Origin of the sequence: Streptomyces nitrosporeus (assembly GCF_008704555.1) — a bacterium.
Classification (GTDB): domain Bacteria; phylum Actinomycetota; class Actinomycetes; order Streptomycetales; family Streptomycetaceae; genus Streptomyces; species Streptomyces nitrosporeus.
Genome location: NZ_CP023702.1, coordinates 6,823,613 through 6,841,426, shown reverse-complemented (window position 1 = coordinate 6,841,426; position 17,814 = coordinate 6,823,613). Strand labels below are relative to the sequence as shown.

Here is a 17,814-nt window from a genome sequence, read left to right as displayed (position 1 = left end):
GCTTCGTTGTCCGTGCGTCAGAGGATCTTTCCGTCCATGGGGTTCCCGGGAACAGGGCGCACACGTGTTCTTTACCGAACCAATAACCGGTGCGCCCTGTCCCGCTGAGCGGACCTCCCTGCGGTGAGGACCCGTCAAGAGGACTTGCACGGAAGGCCCTTGTGCCGGGAGGCCCTTGTACTGGGAGGCCCGCCCGGGGCGGTGTGCCGGGGCGGCTTGTCCGCAGCGGGGCTTCGCCGCTGTCACCGGTGGCCGGTCAGTCTCTCCAGGGCCTCGTCCAGCAGTTCGCGGAGCAGCCGCGCGTCGGCGGCCAGCGCGGTGACCAGGACCGCGGGGCCGGCCAGCGGGGTGAGGGCCGCGGTGGGCCCGAGGAGGGCCGGTTCCGGCGGGCCGGCCTCGAAGTCCGGGTCGACGACCAGCAGCTGGCCTACGGCGCTGTGGCCGCCGAGGACCGCTCCCGCGTCCCATCCGCCGGGCGCCCCCGGCCCGTAGGCCAGCTGTTGGTCGAGCAGTGGTCTGCCCGCGCGGCGGACGGTCAGCCGGCCGGTGAGGGTGCCGGCGGGTTCGCCGTACCGGCCGAGGATCTGTTCCTCGCGCAGCACCAGGCGCGCGGTGGCGGCCAGTTCGGCCCTGGTGGTCGTCGTGAGGACGCTGCGGTGGGCCGAGACGGTCTGTTCCGGCAGCCAGTGGAGTTCGGCCCCCTCCCCCGCCTCCAGCAGGATGTCGTACGTGGCGGGGTCCGCGCCGGGGCCGGGGCCCGGCAGGGCGACGGTGGCGGCGGCGGAGCCGACCGTCAGCCGTGCCGCCGCCCCGGCGCGGACCTCGACGGCGAGACGGTCGCCGTTCAGCGGTGCGCTCATCGCACCGACCATGGTGACCCGGGCCCAATCCGGCCGGGCAGCCCGGGTGCGGCGCACGGCGAGCGGTCCGCCGCTCTCCAGCACGGGGAGCACCGTGGTGCCGTGGCGGCCGGAGGCCGCGGTGATACGGGCGGTGGCCTGGACGCTCATGCGGTCCAGTCGGCGAGCCGGCCGCGCACCCAGTCGGCGACGGGTGCGACGCCTTCGGCGGAGGTCAGCGAGGTGAAGACGACGGGGAGTGCGCCGCGCTGGGCGGCGGCGTCGCGGGCCATCCGGTCCAGGTCGGATCCGACGTAGGGGGCGAGGTCGGTCTTGTTGACGACGAGGAGGTCCGCGGTGGTGACACCGGGGCCGCCCTTGCGGGGGATGTCGTCGCCGCCGGCGACGTCGATCACGAAGACCTGTGCGTCGACGAGCCCCTTGGAGAAGGTCGCGGTGAGGTTGTCGCCGCCGGACTCGACCAGGATGAGGTCGAGCGGGCCCACCGCGTCCTCCAGATCCTCGACGGCTTCGAGGTTGGCGGAGATGTCGTCGCGGATGGCGGTGTGGGGGCAGGCGCCGGTCTCCACGGCCTGGATGCGTTCCGGTGGCAGGACGGCGTTGCGGAGCAGGAACGCGGCGTCCTCCCGGGTGTAGATGTCGTTGGTGACGACGGCGATGGACAGCCGGTCGCGCAGGGCCCGGCAGAGGGCGGCGACGGTGGCGGTCTTGCCGGAGCCGACCGGTCCGCCGAGGCCGATCCGCAGGGCGCGCCGGGTTCCGTCGGGGCGCCGGGCGTCGGCGCTGACGGCGGCGGGGGCGTGAGGGGTGTGGTCGAGATGCACGGGTGCGGCTCCGGGGGTGGGCGGTGGTGGCGCTCAGGACGCGAACAGGCGTACGGGCCAGGCCGCGTGGGCCTCGGCGGTGATGTCGAGCAGGGGGGCCGAGGAGGCGGGCAGCGCGTCGATGCCCTGCCGTGCCGCGGCGGCCGCCTCGGCGGCGACCCGGTCGAGCTCGGGGGCCAGCCGGGCGAGGACGGCGGCGGCCTCGAAGGGGTCCAGGGAGAGCAGCCGGACCGCCGCGGTGGCGGGGCCGCTGACCACCTCGTACGCCGCGCAGTGTGCGGCGTCCTGCGGGCCGAGGCCGGCCGCGCGCGCGGTGAGGCCGAGGACGACCGGCTGGTGGGCGCCCCGGGGCCGGGCGGCGGCGAGCGCGTCCAGTCCGGGGCCGGGCCAGGTGGCCCGGGCCGCGCGCATCAGCTGCCGGCCGAGCCTGCGGGCGACGGCCCGCAGCGCCGGCGAGGGGGTCCGGGCGTCGGCGGCCTCGTCGAGGGCGAGCGGGTCGAGGCCGTGGGCCGCCGCCGCGGCCAGGGCCGCCGAGGTGAGGCCGGTGGTGTTCAGGCGGCCCAGGCAGAAGCCGGCCAGGTCCTGCGCGTCGCGGATACGTCCCGCCTCGACGGCCGGCTCGGCGCCGCCGGAGTGGGCGTGGCCGCCGGCGGGGAACCGGCCGTCGGCCAGGACGAGCAGTGCGGCTCGGGTCGTCATGGGTTCGCTCCCCCTTCTCAGAAGAGGAAGTAGCGCTGGGCCATGGGCAGTTCGGCCGCGGGAGCGGGTTCGACCGGCTCACCGTCGATGGTGACGGCGAAGCTGTCGGGGTCGACCTCGACCCGGGGCAGCGCGTCGTTCTCCCGCATGTCGGCCTTGGTGACGCCCCGGGTGCCGGTGATGGGTACGAACTCCTTTCCCAGGCCGAGGCGTTCGGGCAGCCCGTCCTCCAGGGCGGCCTCGGAGGTGAAGTTGACGGAGTTGGCGGCCGGTGCCCGGCCGACGGCGCCGAACATCGGACGGGGCATCACGGGCTGCGGGGTGGGGATCGACGCGTTGGCGTCGCCCATCTGCGCGTAGGCGATCTGGCCGCCCTTGATCACGGTCTGCGGTTTGACGCCGAAGAAGGCCGGGTCCCACAGCACGAGGTCGGCCAGCTTTCCCGGTTCGACCGAGCCGATCTCCCTGTCCAGCCCCTGGGCCACGGCCGGGTTGATGGTGTATTTGGCGACATAGCGGCGGACCCGGTGGTTGTCCGCCCGGGTGTCGCCGGGCAGGGAGCCGCGGCGCCGCTTCATCACATGGGCGGTCTGCCAGGTGCGCAGGACGACCTCGCCTATGCGCCCCATCGCCTGGGAGTCGGAGGAGATGATCGAGATGGCGCCCAGGTCGTGGAGGATGTCCTCGGCGGCGATGGTGGTGGGTCTGATCCGTGACTCGGCGAACGCCAGGTCCTCGGGGACGGCCGGGTTCAGGTGGTGGCAGACCATCAGCATGTCGAGGTGTTCCTCGACGGTGTTGACGGTGTGCGGCCGGGTCGGGTTGGTGGAGCTCGGCAGCACGTGCGGCTGCGAGACCACACCGATGATGTCGGGGGCGTGCCCGCCGCCCGCCCCTTCGGTGTGGTAGGCGTGGATGGTGCGCCCGGCGACGGCGGCCAGCGTGTCGGCGACGAATCCGGCCTCGTTGAGCGTGTCCGTGTGGATCGCGAGCTGGGCGCCGGTCTCCTCGCAGACCCCGAGGCAGGCGTCGATCACCGCGGGGGTGGCGCCCCAGTCCTCGTGGATCTTGAACCCCAGCGCTCCGCCGCGCAGCTGGGAGTACAGGGCGTCGCGGGACATGGTGCTGCCCTTGCCGAGCAGACCGATGTTGACCGGGCTGTCGTCCAGTGCCCGGAACATCCGGGCGAGGTGCCAGGGCCCGGGGGTCACCGTGGTGGCCTTGGTGCCTTCCGAGGGCCCGGTGCCGCCGCCGACGAGTGTGGTGATGCCCGACGCCAGGGCCTGGTGGACCAGGGCGGGCGTGATGAAGTGGACGTGCGCGTCGATGGCGCCGGCGGTGAGGAACTTGCCGTTGCCGGCGATGATCTCGGTCTCCGGCCCGATCACCAGGTCCGGGTGGACCCCGTCCATCGTGTCGGGGTTCCCGGCCTTGCCGATGCCGGTGATCCGGCCGTCCCGGATCCCGATGTCGGCCTTGACGACACCCCAGTGGTCGATGACGACGGCTCCGGTGATCACGGTGTCGGGCGCGCCTTCCGCCCGGGTGGTGCGTGCCTGGCCCATCGACTCGCGGATCACCTTGCCCCCACCGAACACGGCCTCGTCACCGGCCCGGCCGGGGCCGCCGCAGCGGTCCTCCTCGATCTCGACGAGCAGTCCGGTGTCGGCCAGGCGTACGCGGTCACCGGTGGTGGGCCCGAACAGGTCCGCGTACACGGGGCGGGGGAGTTCAGGCATCGAGGGGGCCTCCGGTCTCGCCGCGCAGGCCGGGGACGGTGCGCAGGCCCGCGAGCGGGACGAGTGCGACGTCGACCGGGATGCCCGGTTCGAAGCGGACGGCGGTGCCCGCCGCGATGTCCAGCCGCAGTCCGCGGGCGGCGGCACGGTCGAAGTCGAGGCCGGGGTTGGCCTCGGCGAAGTGGTAGTGGGAGCCGACCTGGACGGGCCGGTCGGCGGCGTTGAGGACGGTGAGGCGGGTGACGGGGCGTCCCTCGTTGAGCGGTACCGGGGCGTCCGCGTACAGGATCTCTCCGGGAATCATCGGCGCTCTCCCCCGTCAGACGATCGGCTCGTGGACGGTGACCAGCTTGGTGCCGTCGGGGAAGGTCGCCTCGACCTGGACGTCGTGGATCATCTCGGGAACGCCCTCCATGACGTCGGCACGGGTGAGCACGGTGCGCCCTGAGACCATCAGTTCGGCGACGGTGCGGCCGTCCCGGGCGCCTTCGAGCAGGTGCGAGGTGATCAGGGCGACGGCCTCGGGGTGATTGAGCCTCAGCCCGCGTGCCCTGCGCTTCCCGGCGACGTCGGCCGCCACGTGGATGAGCAGGCGTTCCTGTTCGTGCGGAGTCAGTTGCACGCTTCCACCCTCTTCGTCGTCCGTCCGGTACCGGCTCCGGGCATGGCGGGACCCCACCCGCCTCCAACGGTCCGTTGAACGATGAAGAGGATTCCGCGACCGGATGACGCACGTTAGGGCGGAAGTTTTTCCGGCGCGTTAGGAAGTTTTTCGGGCACGTTAACTGAGCTCGCGCGACCCCGTGGACATCAGGCCGCGCAGCCCGTTCCCCGGGGCGCCGGGCCCGGCCCCGCCGGACAGCGCCTCCTGGGCGACGAATCCGCGGGCGGCGGCGGTCATGGTGCGGGCGGCGGCGTCCGCGGGGCGGCGGCGCCCGTCGGACCGGCCGCCCGGCAGGCGCCGGCCGGATCCGTCCGGTCGGCCCTCGCGCCGGCGTGTACCTCCGCCAGGGTCCCGGCCGGACAGTCCTCGCGCACCGTCCCGGCCCGTACCCGGAGCGGCGACCAGTGCCGTGCGGGTGCGCCGCTCCGGGCCGTGGGTCCTCCCGGTGGACACCCTTCGCAGGACCCGGCCGAGCAGCACGCCGGGAGTGGGCGGCGGCGCGCGCCGCACGGCCTGCCGACGGGGACCGGCCGGCACCGCACCCGCCGCCGGCCGGCTGCGGCACGCCTTCGGGGCGCGGGAGGGCGCCTCCGAGGTCCACCGGTACGGCGACGGGGCCGGCCCGCCCGCACCGCGGCCGGAGCGCGTCGTATACGGCGCGGTCATGGCTCCGCGAAAGGCCCGGCCGGCCCCCCGTCCCGTCAGTGGTCCCGGTCGTGAGGGCTGCGGTGCTCGGCGGCGAGGCCGAAGCGGCCTTGTTCGCCCGGAGCGGACGCGACCGAGCCCAGCAGGGACACCGAGCTGATCACCTGCTCCTCGGCCGCCGTCTCCTCGTCCTCCAGTCGCCGCAGGTCAGCGGCGGACACCAGAGCCACCAGAGGCTTCCCGTGCCGTGTCACGACCACGCGTTCACCTCCGTAGACGACGCGGTTGATCAGTTCGGCGAGCTCTGCCCTGGCTTGCGTCACCGGAATCTCGTAGGCCATGCTCCCATCTTAACCTCCTGTACGTCCTGTACATTTTGTACGTACGGAGCATCCGCTGTGGTCCGAGGAGAGGCATCGCCGTGTCCAGTCCCGCCGCCCGCTACGTACTGCCCGAGTTCACCGAACGCACCGCGACCGGGACCCGGACCCTGGACCCCTGGTCGAAACTGCTGTCCGAGCGGATCGTCTTCCTCGGCACCCCGGTGGACGGGACCGCGGCCACCGACCTGATCGCGCAGTTCATGTATCTGGAGCACGCCGATCCCGGCCGGCCCGTCTCGCTGTACATCAACTCGGCCGGCGGCTCCTTCGACGCGATGACGGCCGTCCACGACACCATGCGGTACCTCTCCTGCGACGTGGAGACCTTCTGCCTCGGCCAGGCCGGGGCGGGTGCGGCCGTACTGCTCGCGGCGGGGACGCCGGGGCGCCGGCATGTGCTGCCCGGCGCCCGGGTGGTCATCCGGCAGCCCTCCCTGGAGGAGCCGGTGTGGGGCCGGCCCTCCGACCTCGGGATCGAGGCGCGCGAGTTGACGCGCCGGCGTGAGGTCCTCACGGGGATGCTGGCCCGGTACACGGGCCGCTCCCCCGAGGAGATCGACGCGGGGATCGAGCGGGACACCGTCTTCGACGCCCGTGCCGCCCAGGCGTACGGCCTGGTGGACCACGTCGTCGAGAGCCGCGTCCCGTCCCGGCCGCCGCACCCCGCGAGGTGATGCGCCGATGCTCTCCCCCCGGCTCCCGCCGCTGCCCGCCCTGACCCGCGCCGAGGCCGAGTTCGTCGACCGCTACCTGGAGGTGCTCGATCAGCTCGGCCGGATCAACCCGGCTCGCGGCAGCGACACCTACGGCGCACTCCGGGCGGCCCAGGCGCTGGCCTCCCATGCCGTCGCCCTGCGGGAGGCGCTCACGCTCATGCACGAACGGGGCGAGAGCCGCATCCATTCCGCCACGCTCACCCGTGCCCTGCGGGTGCTGGACGGGGAGCGGCGTGCGGGCCGGATCACGCTGCCGCCCGGTGAAGCGGGCTGACCCCCGCCCGGTTCCGCCGTGTCCTCCGCCTTCCGGCACCCGTCACGACACGCCCGACGAGCTGATCGGTTTTGCTCGCTCGTTCGGCGTAGACGGTCCCCCCGCACGAGGGACGGGCCAACTTGCGCATCACGCGCGGGTGCTGAGCGGAACAACGGGTTCCGCCGCTGGTACGGGGCTGGTCGGCCGTCGTCGCGCGGCCCGCCGGCCGGGCCCGGCCACCCGAACGGATCATTCGTGACCACTCTCACAACAGGATGTCACCGCTCGGAAATCCGGCGGACTGTGCGTAAAGATCCCTGGGACGACAAGCCCCCGCCACCGCGGCGGGGCGGTCCGGGCGGACGCCGAGTCCTGCCGCCGCACCGGACGACTGGTCGACACGAGTGGATCGGCAGGAGTGGAGGACCCGAGCAGAACGGGCCGGCCGGATGTCCGGACGGTCCTTGGGGTGAAGCCGCCGTGTGCGGCCGGGCAACTTCGCCAGCCCGAACCCGACAGGTCATCCTTCACAGGCGGCTGACGAAGGGTTGCGCATGACTGCGCAGGTTCATGTCCCGTCTCTGTTCGCCCGGGTCGGTACCGCTTCGGCCCTCACTTTCGCCGTCGGTACGACCATGCTGGCCCCCGGCATGGTGAACGAGGCCGAAGCGGCGGCCCATTCGACGAAGGCGCTCAAGGTCGCCGCCTCGAAGAAGGGTTCTCCCTACAGATGGGGGGCCACGGGCCCCCACCGGTTCGACTGCTCGGGCCTGACCCTCTATTCGTACAAGAAGGCCGGCAAGAAACTCCCACGCACCGCCCAGCAGCAGTACAACAAGACACGCCACATCACCAGGTCACAGCGGCAACGCGGTGACCTGGTCTTCTTTCATTCCGGTAGCGGTGTCTACCACGTGGGGATCTACGCGGGCTCGGGCAAGATCTGGCATGCGCCGAAGACGGGGACCGTGGTCCGTCTGGAGAAGATCTGGACGAGCAAGGTCCTGTACGGAAGGGTCCGCTGAGGCACCGGCCGGGCACCGCCGCGCCGCCGCGTACCGTCCCGGCCTCCGGGCCCCCGGACGGTCCGCGGCAGGCGGGACCGTCCGGGGGCCCGGGGGGTCTTAGGCCGCCGCCCGCGGCCCGTCCCACGCCCCCGGCCGGGCCGGCCGGCCCCGGTGCGGGTACCACTGGTCCCGGGAAGCGCCCGGGTCCGGGGGCCGGACGGTAGGGCCCGGGGGCCGTTCCGCCCCGGGGCCGGGGTGTGCGGCCGCCCTAGCGTGCTGTGCATGGACGACGAAGACACCGGTGCCGCGGATGTCCGCGGTGAACAGGCATGGGTCCTCGCAGGGCGACGGCTGCTGACACGCCGTGAGGTGTCCGCGGACGGGCGCGCCGTCTTCGAGAAGGGTGATCCGGCGTGGGAGGGGTTCTACCGCGACCGCTACGCCCATGACACGGTGGTGCGCTCCACGCACGGGGTCAACTGCACGGGTTCCTGCTCCTGGATGGTCTACGTCAAGGACGGGTTCATCACCTGGGAGCACCAGGCGACCGACTACCCCTCGACCGGCCCGGACTGCCCCGGGTACGAGCCCCGGGGCTGCCCGCGCGGCGCCTCGTTCTCCTGGTACACCTACTCCCCCGGCCGCGTCCGGTACCCCTATGTGCGAGGGGCGCTGCTGAAGCTCTGGCGGGAGGCCCGCCGGCGGCTGGGGGACCCGGTCGCGGCGTGGGCCGAGATCACCGGGGACCCCGCCAGGGCACGTGCCTACAAGCGGGCCCGGGGCAAGGGCGGGCTGGTGCGGGCCGGCTGGGACGAGGTGTCCGAGCTGATCGCCGCGGCCCATGTGCACACCGTCAAGGCCTTCGGGCCGGACCGGGTGGCCGGGTTCTCCCCGATCCCCGCGATGTCGATGGCCTCGTACGCGGCCGGAACCCGGTTCCTCTCGCTGATCGGCGGCACGGTGCTGTCCTTCTACGACTGGTACGCCGATCTGCCCGTGGCCTCTCCGCAGGTGTTCGGCGACCAGACGGACGTGCCGGAGGCCGCGGACTGGTGGAACGCGGGTTATCTGATCATGTGGGGGTCCAACATCCCCGTCACCCGCACCCCGGACGCGCATTTCCTCACCGAGGCCCGCTACAACGGCACCAAGGTCGTCGCGGTGAGCCCGGACTACGCCGACAACGTCAAGCACGCCGACGAGTGGATGGCTCCCCACCCCGGGACCGACGGGGCACTGGCGATGGCGATGGGCCATGTCGTCCTGCGGGAGTTCCTGGTCGACCGCTCCACCCCGTACTTCGAGAACTATCTGCGCCGCTTCACCGACGCCCCGTTCCTGGTGACGCTCCGGGAGCGGTCCGGGGAGGGGCCCGGGCGCGGCGGCGAGGACGCGTCCCTGGTGCCGGATCGTTTCCTCACCGCGGCGGACCTCGGTGACACGGGTGAGAACGCGCGGTTCAAGACCGTGCTCCTGGACGGTGCGAGCGGGGAGCCGGTGGTCCCCGGCGGCTCCCTCGGGTTCCGCTGGGGCGAGGAGGGCGAAGGCCGCTGGAACCTCGGACTCGGTGACGTGGAGCCGGTGCTGAGCCTGTTGGAGGGGGACGGGGACACGGTGGCGGTGGCGCTGCCGCGCTTCGACGAGGGCCCGACCGAGGGGGGTTCGGTGATGGTGCGCGGGGTGCCGGTGCGCCGGATCGCCGGGCGCACGGTCACGACGGTCTTCGATCTGATGCTGGCCCAGTACGGGGTGCACCGGGCCGGGCTCCCGGGCAGCTGGCCGTCCTCCTACGACGACGCGTCCCAGCCGAACACCCCCGCCTGGCAGGAGGCCATCACCTCGGTGCCGGCCGCGCAGGCCGCCAGGATCGCCCGGGAGTTCGCCCGGAACGCGGAGCGCACCGAGGGCCGGTCGATGATCGCCATGGGGGCGGGGACCAACCACTGGTTCCACTCCGACACGATCTACCGGGCGTTCCTGGCGCTCACCACGATGACCGGCTGCCAGGGTGTCAACGGCGGCGGCTGGGCCCACTACGTCGGCCAGGAGAAGGTCCGTCCGGTCACCGGTCTGCAGCACCTGGCGTTCGCCTTCGACTGGCAGCGGCCCACCCGGCACATGGCGGCCACCTCCTACTGGTACCTGAACACCGGCCAGTGGCGTTACGAGGCCTTCGGCCCGGACGAGCTGGCCTCCCCGCTGGGCGAGGGCCGCTTCCGCGGGCGGAGCGCGGCGGACGCGCTGGCGCAGGCGGTCCGGATGGGCTGGACCCCGGGGCATCCCGGCTTCGGCCGCAACCCGCTGGATCTCGCCGACGAGGCGGCGGCCGCGGGGCGGAGCGTCGAGGAGCACGTGGTGGACGAACTCACCTCCGGCAGGCTGAGGTTCGCTGCCGAGGACCCGGACGACCCGGCGAACTTCCCCCGGGTCCTCACCGTGTGGCGGGCCAATCTGCTGGGCTCGTCCGGCAAGGGCAACGAGTACTTCCTGCGCCATCTGCTGGGTGCCGACGCCTCCGTACGCTCCGAGGAGACACCCCCCGAAGGGCGTCCCGAGGAGGTCGTCTGGCGGGACGAGGCGCCTGAAGGAAAGCTGGACCTGCTGGTCACCTCGGACTTCCGGATGACGTCCACGGGGCTGTTCTCCGACGTGGTGCTGCCGGCCGCCACCTGGTACGAGAAGGACGACCTGTCCAGCACGGACATGCACCCCTTCGTCCACGCCTTCACCCCGGCGATCCCGCCGCCCTGGCAGGCGAGGACCGACTACGACACCTTCCTGGCCGTCGCCGACCGTTTCAGCGAGCTGGCCGAGGAGCATCTCGGTACGTGTACCGATGTGCTCGCCGTTCCCCTCCAGCACGACACGCCCGACGAACTCGCCCAGCCCGGCGGGGTGGTGCTCGACTGGAAGGCCGGGCAGTGCGAACCGGTCCCGGGCCGGACCATGCCCCGGCTGGTGGCGGTGGAGCGGGACTACCCGGCGGTGGCCGACCGGATGCGCGCCGTCGGACCGCTGCTCGACCGTCTCGGCACCACCACCAAGGGGGTGACGGTCCACCCGGACGAGGAGCTGGAGCGGCTGCGGCACACCAACGGCACGGTGCGCGGGGGCGCGGCGGACGGACGCCCGTCGCTGGCCACGGCCACGGACATGTGCGAGGCGATCCTCGCCCTGTCCGGCACCACCAACGGCCGCCTGGCCACGGCGGGTTTCGAGGCGCTGGAGCGGCGGACCGGCACCCGGCTCGCGCACCTCTCCGCCGAGCGGGCGGGCGAGCGGATCAGCTTCGCCGACACCCGTGTGCAGCCGCGCCAGGTCATCACGTCCTACGAGTGGTCGGGCAGCGAGACGGGCGGCCGGCGCTACTCGCCGTTCGTCGTCAACGTCGAGCACCGCAAGCCCTGGCACACCCTCACCGGCCGTCAGCACTTCTTCGTCGACCACGACTGGATGGCCGAACTCGGTGAGCAGCTGCCGGTGTTCAGGCCGCCGCTGAACACCGCCCGGCACTACGGCGACGAGCGCCTCCACGAGGCGGGGCGGGCCGAGGTGACGGTCCGCTACCTCACTCCGCACTCCAAGTGGTCCATCCACTCCGGGTACCAGGACAACGCCCACATGCTGGCCCTGTCGCGCGGCGGGCCGGTCATCTGGATGAGCACGGCGGACGCGGACCGGATCGGCGTCCGGGACAACGAGTGGGTGGAGGCGTACAACCGCAACGGGGTGGTGGTCGCCCGTGCGGTGGTCACCCACCGGATGCCCGGGGGCACGGTGTACATGTACCACGCCAAGGACCGCACGGTGAACGTGCCGAAGGCCGAGCTCGGCGGCCGGCGGGGCGGCACCCACAACGCGCTGACCCGGCTGCTGCTGAAACCGTCCCATCTCATCGGCGGTTACGCCCAGTTCACCTACGCCTTCAACTACTACGGCCCCACCGGCAACCAGCGCGACGAGGTCACCGTCATCCGTCGCCGCTCCCAGGAGGTGGACTACTGATGCGCGTCATGGCCCAGGTGGCGATGGTGATGAACCTCGACAAGTGCATCGGCTGCCACACCTGCTCCGTCACCTGCAAACAGACCTGGACCAACCGTACGGGTGTGGAGTACGCCTGGTTCAACAACGTCGAGACCAAGCCGGGGCAGGGCTACCCCCGGCGCCACGAGGACCAGGACCGCTGGAAGGGCGGCTGGACGCTCGACGGGCGCGGCCGCCTCGTGCTGCGCTCGGGCGGCCGGCTGAAGCGGCTGGCCTCCCTGTTCTCCAATCCCGACCTGCCGTCCATCGACGACTACTACGAGCCGGTCACCTACGACTACGACAGCCTGGTCACCGCGCCCGCCGGGCAGGACGTGCCGGTCGCCCGGCCCCGCTCGGCCCTCACCGGCCGGCCCGCCCCGATCACCTGGGGGCCCAACTGGGAGGACGGGCTGGGCGGGGCGCCCGAGCACGGGGGCGGAGACCCCAATCTCGGCGGGGAGCTGGCGGAGAAGGTCCGCTTCGAGTTCGAGCAGACGTTCATGTTCCATCTGCCGCGTCTGTGCGAGCACTGCCTCAACCCGGCCTGTGTGTCGGCCTGCCCGTCCGGGGCGATGTACAAGCGGGCCGAGGACGGCATCGTCCTGGTGGACCAGGACCGCTGCCGCGGCTGGCGGATGTGCGTCACCGCCTGCCCGTACAAGAAGGTCTACGTCAACCACGCCACCGGCAAGGCGGAGAAGTGCACGTTCTGCTTCCCCCGGGTGGAGGCCGGCCGGCCCACCGTCTGTTCGGAGACCTGTGTGGGACGGTTGCGGTATCTCGGCCTTCTGCTCTACGACGCCGACCGGGTCGGACAGGCGGCGTCGGTCCCGGACGAGAAGGACCTGCTGGACGCGCAGCGTGACGTCTTCCTGGACCCCGCGGACCCCGGGGTCCGCGCCGCGGCCCGCGCCTGCGGCATCCCGGAGGACTGGCTCGACGCCGCCCGCCGCTCACCGGTGTACGCGCTGGTCAGCCGGTACCGGGTGGCGCTGCCGCTGCACCCTGAGTACCGCACCCTGCCCATGGTCTGGTACATCCCCCCGCTGTCGCCGGTGCTGGACGCCGTGGGCGAGGCGGGCGGCGACGCCGGGGACCCGGACCACGTGTTCGCGGCGGTGACCCGGCTCCGTATCCCGCTGGACTACCTGGCGAACCTGTTCGCCGCCGGTGACACCGGCGTGGTCGCCGGGGTGCTGATGAAGCTGACCGCCCTGCGCACCCATATGCGGGCCCGGACGCTGGGCGGGGAGGGTGATCCGGACGTCCTCGCGGCGGCGGGTCTCACCCCCGCCCTGGCCGAGGACATGCACCGGCTGCTGGCGGTCGCCCGGTACGCCGACCGCTATGTCGTCCCGGCCGCCCACCGGGAGGACGCCGCCGCGCTCGGAGCGCTGGAGAGCCGCTGCCCGGTGGAGACCTCCGGCGGCGGCCCCGGGGGCCGTCCCGTGATGCTCGGCCTGCCCACCTCGCGGCGCCGCCACCAGGCGCCCGACCGTCCTGCTGGAGGTCCCGCATGACCGTTCACCCGGCCCGGATCAGCCCGGCGGCCGCACGGCGCCGGCCGTCCGGCCCCGAGGCCGCCGCGGAACGCGCCCGCCATCTGCGGCTGCTGTCCCTGCTGTTCCAGTACCCGGACGCCGAACTGACCGCGGCGCGCCTGGCGCTGGCCGGCGCGGCGCGGTCCCTTCCGCCGTCCCGGGCCGCCGCGGAACTGCGCACGTTCACCACCTGGTTCGCGGGCCGGACCGCAGAGGAGCTGGAGACGCACTACGTCGAGGTCTTCGACCTCCGGCGCAGCAGCAGCCTGTACCTGACGTACTACCTGCACGGGGACACCCGGCGGCGTGGTGCGGCCCTTCTCACCCTGTCGAGGACCTACCGGGCGGCGGGCTGGGAGTGCGCGGCCGGGGAGCTCCCCGACCATCTGCCGGTCGCCCTGGAGTTCGCCGCGCTGGCCGGTCCCCGTACCGGGGAGGCACCGCTGCGGCGGCACCGGCGCGGGCTGGAGCTCATCCACCACGCGCTGGACGGCATCGGCTCGCCCTACCGCCACCTCATGGCCTCACTGCTCGCCCTGCTGCCGCCGGCCACCGCCGCGGAGCGGGAGGCCGTGGCCCGGCTGGCCGCCGAGGGCCCGCCCGTCGAGGACGTCGGCCGTGACACGTACGACGGGGGCGGTTTCGCGCCGCCCGACGCCTTCGTGCCCCCCGGTCCGGCGGACCTCCCCGGGCCCCCGGGGCAGGCGGGGCCCCTCGTCCCGCCGGGCCGGACCGGCGGGCCCGTGCCGCCCTCCCGGGGCCCCGCCGCCGGTGCGGAGGCGCACCGGTGAACACCTCCCAGGCCCCGGCCTCCTCCGTGGGCGGCGGTGACCTGCTGCTGTGGGTCGCCGTCCCCTACGTCTGCCTGGCCGTCTTCGTGGCGGGGCACGTCTGGCGTTACCGCAGGGACCAGTTCGGCTGGACGAGCCACACGAGCCAGCTGCTGGAGCACCGCGGACTCCGCTGGGGCGGCCCGCTCTTCCATCTCGGGGCCTTCGCGGTGATCGGCGGGCACGTCGTCGGCCTCGCCGTGCCGTCGTCCTGGACCCGGGCCGTGGGCATCGGTGAACACGCCTACCACACCGCGGCGGTGGGCCTCGGCACGGTAGCGGGGCTGGCCATGGTCACCGGGCTGGGCATGCTCTGCGCGCGCCGTCTGCTGGCCCGGCGCGTCCGCGCCGGCACCAGCCGCAGCGACAAGCTGCTCTTCCCGCTGCTCGCCGCGACCGTGCTGCTGGGGATCGCCGCCACAGGGGTGCACAACGTCGCCGGCGGCGGGTACGACTACCGCTCGACGGTCTCCGTGTGGTTCCGGGGGCTGTTCACGCTCCAGCCGCAGCCGGAGGCGGTCGCCGGGGCCCCGCTGCTCTTCCAGCTGCACGCCCTCAGCGCCTGCCTGCTCTTCGCCCTCTGGCCTTTCACCCGGCTCGTCCACGTCTGGAGCGCCCCCGTCGGTTATCTGCGCCGCCCCTACCTGGTGTACCGCACGGGGCCGTACGGTCCTCCGCCACCGGGCGGCATGAGGCCCCGGAGGTCCCCGGGACCAGGGACCTTGGTCCCTGATCCCGGGGAACGGGCCGGACACGGCCGCACCGGCTGATAGACCGGATCCGGCCGCGCATCGCAGCGGCCCTCATCCTCGCTTTTCGGGAGTGCCATGCTTTCCACGGAATCGGCCTCGGTCATCCGGGCCACCCTGCCTGCCGTGGGCGGGGCGCTGGACGAGATCGCCACACGCTTCTACGCGACGATGTTCGCCGGGCACCCCGGACTGCTGGACGGGCTCTTCAACCGCGGCAACCAGGCCGCCGGTGTCCAGCGCAGGGCGCTCGCCGGCTCCATAGCCGCCTTCGCGGGGACCCTGCTCGCCGAGCCGGGGACCCGTCCGGACGCCGTGCTCGGGCGGATCGCCCACAAGCACGTGGCGGTCGGGGTCACCGAGGACCAGTACGCGATCGTGCACAAGTACCTCTTCGGCGCCATCGCGGACGTACTCGGCGACGTGGTGACCCCCGAGGTCGCCGCCGCCTGGGACGAGGTCTACTGGCTGATGGCCGGGGCCCTCATCGCCCAGGAGTCCCGCCTCTGCCTGGAGGCCCAGGTGCGCCCCGGGCATCCCTGGCGGCAGTGGACCGTGGTGGGACGCCACCACGAGACCTCCGACACCGTCTCGTTCCTGCTGCGCCCCGCGGACGGGCTCCCCGCTCCCGAGGCGCGCGCCGGACAGTACGTCAGCGTGCGGGTGAGGATGCCCGACGGCGTCCACCAGCTCCGGCAGTACAGCCTGTCGTCCGCTCCCGGGGACGGGACCCGGCGGATCACGGTCAAGCGGATCTCGGGAGGCGGCACCCCGGACGGCGAGGTGTCCACCCTGCTGCACACCGCCGTGCACGTGGGGCACGAACTCACCCTCTCGGCCCCCTTCGGGGACGTGGTGCTCGACGGGAGCGAGAGGCCCGTGGTCCTCGTCTCCGCCGGGATCGGCTGCACCCCGATGGTGGGCATGCTGGAGCATCTGGCGGCCACCTCCTCCACCCGGCGGGTCACCGTCCTGCACGCCGACCGGTCCCCCGACCGGCACGCGCTGCGCTCCGACACCCACCGGCTCGTCGACGAACTGGCCGATGCCCGGTACACGTTCTGGTACGAGGAGCGGGCGGAGGCCGAGCCCGGTTCCCGCTCCGGCCGGATGGACCTCGACGGTCTGGAACTGCCCGGGGACGCACGTGTCTACCTGTGCGGCGCGCTCCCGTTCATGCGCCGCGTCCGGGAGCAGCTGCTCGCGGCCGGCGTCCCGGCCCGCGACATCCGCTACGAGGTCTTCGGCCCCGACCTCTGGCTGGCGGACGCCACCGCGTAGACGCTCCCCCCGCCCGGCCGCCGCAGAGCCCGGCCCCCGCAGAGCCCGGTCCCCGCCCCGCGGGGGCCGGGCTCCGTCGTGCCCCGGGCACGGGTCCCGCCCGGCCCCGGGACAGCGGCCGGTCGGCGGTGGCGGCGGGACGAACGGCCCCCTCCCGGCGCTCACGGCTGCGGGGAGTCTGGTGCCGAGGGGAGCCGCCGGGAAGCGGGGACCCCGGCCTCCGGGCGGCCCTCTCGTGACGAACCGAGCGAGAGGTACATGATGCGCCCGCCTGAAGCAGCCGGCACCGCGCCGTCCGTCCCGTCCCCCGCGCCCGGCTCCCCCGGCAGTCCGTGGCTGATGCTGGCCCTGGCCACGCTGGGGTTCGCCGTCAACTTCTGGGCCTGGGCGCTGCTGAGCCCGCTGGGCCCGCGCTTCGGACAGGACCTCTCGCTCACCTCGTTCGAGCAGTCCCTGCTGGTCGCGGTGCCGGTGGTGGTGGGTTCGCTGGGCCGGATCCCGGTGGGGGCGCTGACCGACCGCTTCGGCGGGCGGGTGATGTTCCCCCTGGTGTCGCTGGCGACGACCGTGCCGGTGCTGTACCTGGGCCTGGCCGGGCACTCCTCGCTCGGCGCGCTGCTGGTGGGCGGCTTCTTCCTGGGGATCGGCGGGACCGCGTTCGCCGTCGGGGTGCCCTACGTCAACGCCTGGTTCCCGCCGGAGCGAAGGGGGCTGGCCGTCGGCGTCTTCGGCGCCGGCATGGGCGGTACGGCGGTCAGCGCGCTCACCACGGTCGGGCTGGCCGACGGGTACGGCACCGCCGGGCCGTTCCTGCTCGCCGCGGGGGCCCTCGCCGTCTACGCGGTGCTGGCCGCCGTGCTCATGCGGGAGGCACCCGGCCGCACCGCGCCGGGCCGTCCGCCGGCCCGGCGGCTGACCGGGACGCTCAGGACGCCCTTCACCTGGCATGCCTCGGCCCTCTACGCGGTGACCTTCGGCGGGTACGTGGCCTTCTCGGTCTACCTGCCGACGTATCTGAGGACCGGGTACGGCCTCGGGCAGGCGGACGCCGCCCACCGCACGGCCGGTTTCGTGCTGCTGGCGGTGGCCGCCCGGCCGCTCGGCGGGTGGCTGTCGGACCGGGTGGGCCCGGTCAAGGTGCTCGGGGCGTCCCTGGCGGCCGTGGTGGCCGGCGCGGCGGTGCAGTCCATGACGCCGCCCCTCGCCCCGGTGGGCACCCTGGCCTTCCTCTGCCTGGCGGCCGCCCTCGGCGCGGGCAGCGGGGCGACCTTCGCCCTGGTGGCGCGGACGGCTCCCCCGAGCGGGGTCGGCGCGGTCACGGGGGTCGTCGGAGCGGCGGGCGGGCTGGGCGGTTTCGTCCCCCCGCTGGCCATGGGCGTCCTCTTCAGCTCCTCCGGTACCTACTCCCCCGGGCTGCTCCTGCTGGTGGCGGTCGCGGCGGCGGCCCTGGCGTTCACCCTCACCCGTGTCAGGCGGTCGGCCGCCGCGCGGCCCCTCGGCCCCGCCCGCCCGTCATGACCCCTCGTACGTACCCGGCCGTCGTGACCCCTCGTACGTGCCCGGCCCGCCGGGCTCCCTCGGAAAGGCAGTG

At 73.6% G+C, this 17,814-nt stretch carries 16 protein-coding genes and 1 riboswitch; of the genes, 9 read left to right on the top strand and 7 right to left on the bottom strand.

Annotation, left to right across the window (positions count from 1 at the left end):
• Positions 1 to 242: 242 nt before the first annotated feature.
• The 7 genes from CP967_RS30300 to CP967_RS30270 form a co-directional block, all read right to left on the bottom strand.
• Positions 243 to 1,010: an urease accessory protein UreD gene (locus CP967_RS30300; protein WP_150491024.1), complete on the bottom strand. Its 768-nt coding sequence runs from the start codon at positions 1,008 to 1,010 to the stop codon at positions 243 to 245.
• Complete coding sequence (ureG, locus tag CP967_RS30295; protein ID WP_150491023.1) at positions 1,007 to 1,684, bottom strand: urease accessory protein UreG; 678 nt, start codon at positions 1,682 to 1,684, stop codon at positions 1,007 to 1,009. The genes CP967_RS30300 and ureG overlap by 4 nt, the downstream gene beginning before the upstream one ends.
• A 33-nt stretch (positions 1,685 to 1,717) precedes the next feature.
• Positions 1,718 to 2,383 carry an urease accessory protein UreF gene (locus CP967_RS30290; RefSeq protein ID WP_150491022.1) on the bottom strand — a complete coding sequence of 222 codons (666 nt, stop codon included), beginning with the start codon at positions 2,381 to 2,383 and terminating at the stop codon, positions 1,718 to 1,720.
• A gap of 17 nt (positions 2,384 to 2,400) precedes the next feature.
• The gene (locus CP967_RS30285; RefSeq protein ID WP_150491021.1) at positions 2,401 to 4,122 is read right to left on the bottom strand and encodes an urease subunit alpha; all 1,722 of its coding nucleotides are present in this window, start codon (positions 4,120 to 4,122) and stop codon (positions 2,401 to 2,403) included.
• Positions 4,115 to 4,426 carry an urease subunit beta gene (locus CP967_RS30280; RefSeq protein ID WP_150491020.1) on the bottom strand — a complete coding sequence of 104 codons (312 nt, stop codon included), beginning with the start codon at positions 4,424 to 4,426 and terminating at the stop codon, positions 4,115 to 4,117. The genes CP967_RS30285 and CP967_RS30280 overlap by 8 nt, the downstream gene beginning before the upstream one ends.
• A gap of 15 nt (positions 4,427 to 4,441) precedes the next feature.
• Positions 4,442 to 4,744 carry an urease subunit gamma gene (locus CP967_RS30275; protein WP_150491019.1) on the bottom strand — a complete coding sequence of 101 codons (303 nt, stop codon included), beginning with the start codon at positions 4,742 to 4,744 and terminating at the stop codon, positions 4,442 to 4,444.
• A 743-nt stretch (positions 4,745 to 5,487) separates the two neighbouring features.
• On the bottom strand, positions 5,488 to 5,772 hold the full coding sequence (locus CP967_RS30270; protein WP_150491018.1) for a type II toxin-antitoxin system Phd/YefM family antitoxin: 285 nt from the start codon (positions 5,770 to 5,772) through the stop codon (positions 5,488 to 5,490).
• An 80-nt stretch (positions 5,773 to 5,852) separates the two neighbouring features.
• Between CP967_RS30270 and CP967_RS30265 the strand changes: the two genes are divergently transcribed.
• The 9 genes from CP967_RS30265 to CP967_RS30225 all read left to right on the top strand — a co-directional run bounded on the left by CP967_RS30265 (position 5,853) and on the right by CP967_RS30225 (position 17,741).
• The gene (locus CP967_RS30265; RefSeq protein ID WP_150491017.1) at positions 5,853 to 6,488 is read left to right on the top strand and encodes an ATP-dependent Clp protease proteolytic subunit; all 636 of its coding nucleotides are present in this window, start codon (positions 5,853 to 5,855) and stop codon (positions 6,486 to 6,488) included.
• A 7-nt stretch (positions 6,489 to 6,495) separates the two neighbouring features.
• Positions 6,496 to 6,804, top strand: a complete 309-nt coding sequence (locus CP967_RS30260) for a hypothetical protein (RefSeq protein WP_150491016.1) — start codon at positions 6,496 to 6,498, stop codon at positions 6,802 to 6,804.
• Positions 6,805 to 7,169: 365 nt separating this feature from the next.
• A riboswitch (cyclic di-AMP (ydaO/yuaA leader) is annotated at positions 7,170 to 7,337 on the top strand.
• Positions 7,338 to 7,340: 3 nt separating this feature from the next.
• Entirely contained in the window at positions 7,341 to 7,811 is a 471-nt protein-coding gene (locus CP967_RS30255; RefSeq protein ID WP_150491015.1) for a C40 family peptidase, read from the top strand.
• 264 nt (positions 7,812 to 8,075) lie between these two features.
• Positions 8,076 to 11,798, top strand: a complete 3,723-nt coding sequence (locus CP967_RS30250; protein ID WP_150491014.1) for a nitrate reductase subunit alpha — start codon at positions 8,076 to 8,078, stop codon at positions 11,796 to 11,798.
• Positions 11,798 to 13,342 carry a nitrate reductase subunit beta gene (gene narH / locus CP967_RS30245; protein WP_150491013.1) on the top strand — a complete coding sequence of 515 codons (1,545 nt, stop codon included), beginning with the start codon at positions 11,798 to 11,800 and terminating at the stop codon, positions 13,340 to 13,342. The genes CP967_RS30250 and narH overlap by 1 nt, the downstream gene beginning before the upstream one ends.
• Positions 13,339 to 14,154: a nitrate reductase molybdenum cofactor assembly chaperone gene (gene narJ / locus CP967_RS30240; protein ID WP_150491012.1), complete on the top strand. Its 816-nt coding sequence runs from the start codon at positions 13,339 to 13,341 to the stop codon at positions 14,152 to 14,154. The genes narH and narJ overlap by 4 nt, the downstream gene beginning before the upstream one ends.
• Positions 14,151 to 14,963, top strand: coding sequence for a respiratory nitrate reductase subunit gamma (narI, locus tag CP967_RS30235; RefSeq protein ID WP_150491011.1), 813 nt, complete (start codon positions 14,151 to 14,153; stop codon positions 14,961 to 14,963). The genes narJ and narI overlap by 4 nt, the downstream gene beginning before the upstream one ends.
• Positions 14,964 to 15,020: 57 nt before the next feature.
• Positions 15,021 to 16,223, top strand: a complete 1,203-nt coding sequence (locus CP967_RS30230) for a globin domain-containing protein (protein ID WP_150491010.1) — start codon at positions 15,021 to 15,023, stop codon at positions 16,221 to 16,223.
• A gap of 261 nt (positions 16,224 to 16,484) precedes the next feature.
• Positions 16,485 to 17,741: an MFS transporter gene (locus CP967_RS30225; RefSeq protein ID WP_373300347.1), complete on the top strand. Its 1,257-nt coding sequence runs from the start codon at positions 16,485 to 16,487 to the stop codon at positions 17,739 to 17,741.
• Positions 17,742 to 17,814 lie beyond the last annotated feature (73 nt).

Coding starts and splice junctions, on each gene's coding strand:
- CP967_RS30300 (WP_150491024.1), bottom strand. CDS start 1,010: ATGAGCGTCCAGGCCACCGCCCGTATCACCGCGGCCTCCGGCCGCCAC.
- CP967_RS30280 (WP_150491020.1), bottom strand. CDS start 4,426: ATGATTCCCGGAGAGATCCTGTACGCGGACGCCCCGGTACCGCTCAAC.
- CP967_RS30260 (WP_150491016.1), top strand. CDS start 6,496: ATGCTCTCCCCCCGGCTCCCGCCGCTGCCCGCCCTGACCCGCGCCGAG.
- CP967_RS30230 (WP_150491010.1), top strand. CDS start 15,021: ATGCTTTCCACGGAATCGGCCTCGGTCATCCGGGCCACCCTGCCTGCC.
- CP967_RS30285 (WP_150491021.1), bottom strand. CDS start 4,122: ATGCCTGAACTCCCCCGCCCCGTGTACGCGGACCTGTTCGGGCCCACC.
- CP967_RS30250 (WP_150491014.1), top strand. CDS start 8,076: ATGGACGACGAAGACACCGGTGCCGCGGATGTCCGCGGTGAACAGGCA.
- CP967_RS30270 (WP_150491018.1), bottom strand. CDS start 5,772: ATGGCCTACGAGATTCCGGTGACGCAAGCCAGGGCAGAGCTCGCCGAA.
- narJ (WP_150491012.1), top strand. CDS start 13,339: ATGACCGTTCACCCGGCCCGGATCAGCCCGGCGGCCGCACGGCGCCGG.
- CP967_RS30225 (WP_373300347.1), top strand. CDS start 16,485: ATGCGCCCGCCTGAAGCAGCCGGCACCGCGCCGTCCGTCCCGTCCCCC.
- CP967_RS30255 (WP_150491015.1), top strand. CDS start 7,341: ATGACTGCGCAGGTTCATGTCCCGTCTCTGTTCGCCCGGGTCGGTACC.
- narH (WP_150491013.1), top strand. CDS start 11,798: ATGCGCGTCATGGCCCAGGTGGCGATGGTGATGAACCTCGACAAGTGC.
- CP967_RS30290 (WP_150491022.1), bottom strand. CDS start 2,383: ATGACGACCCGAGCCGCACTGCTCGTCCTGGCCGACGGCCGGTTCCCC.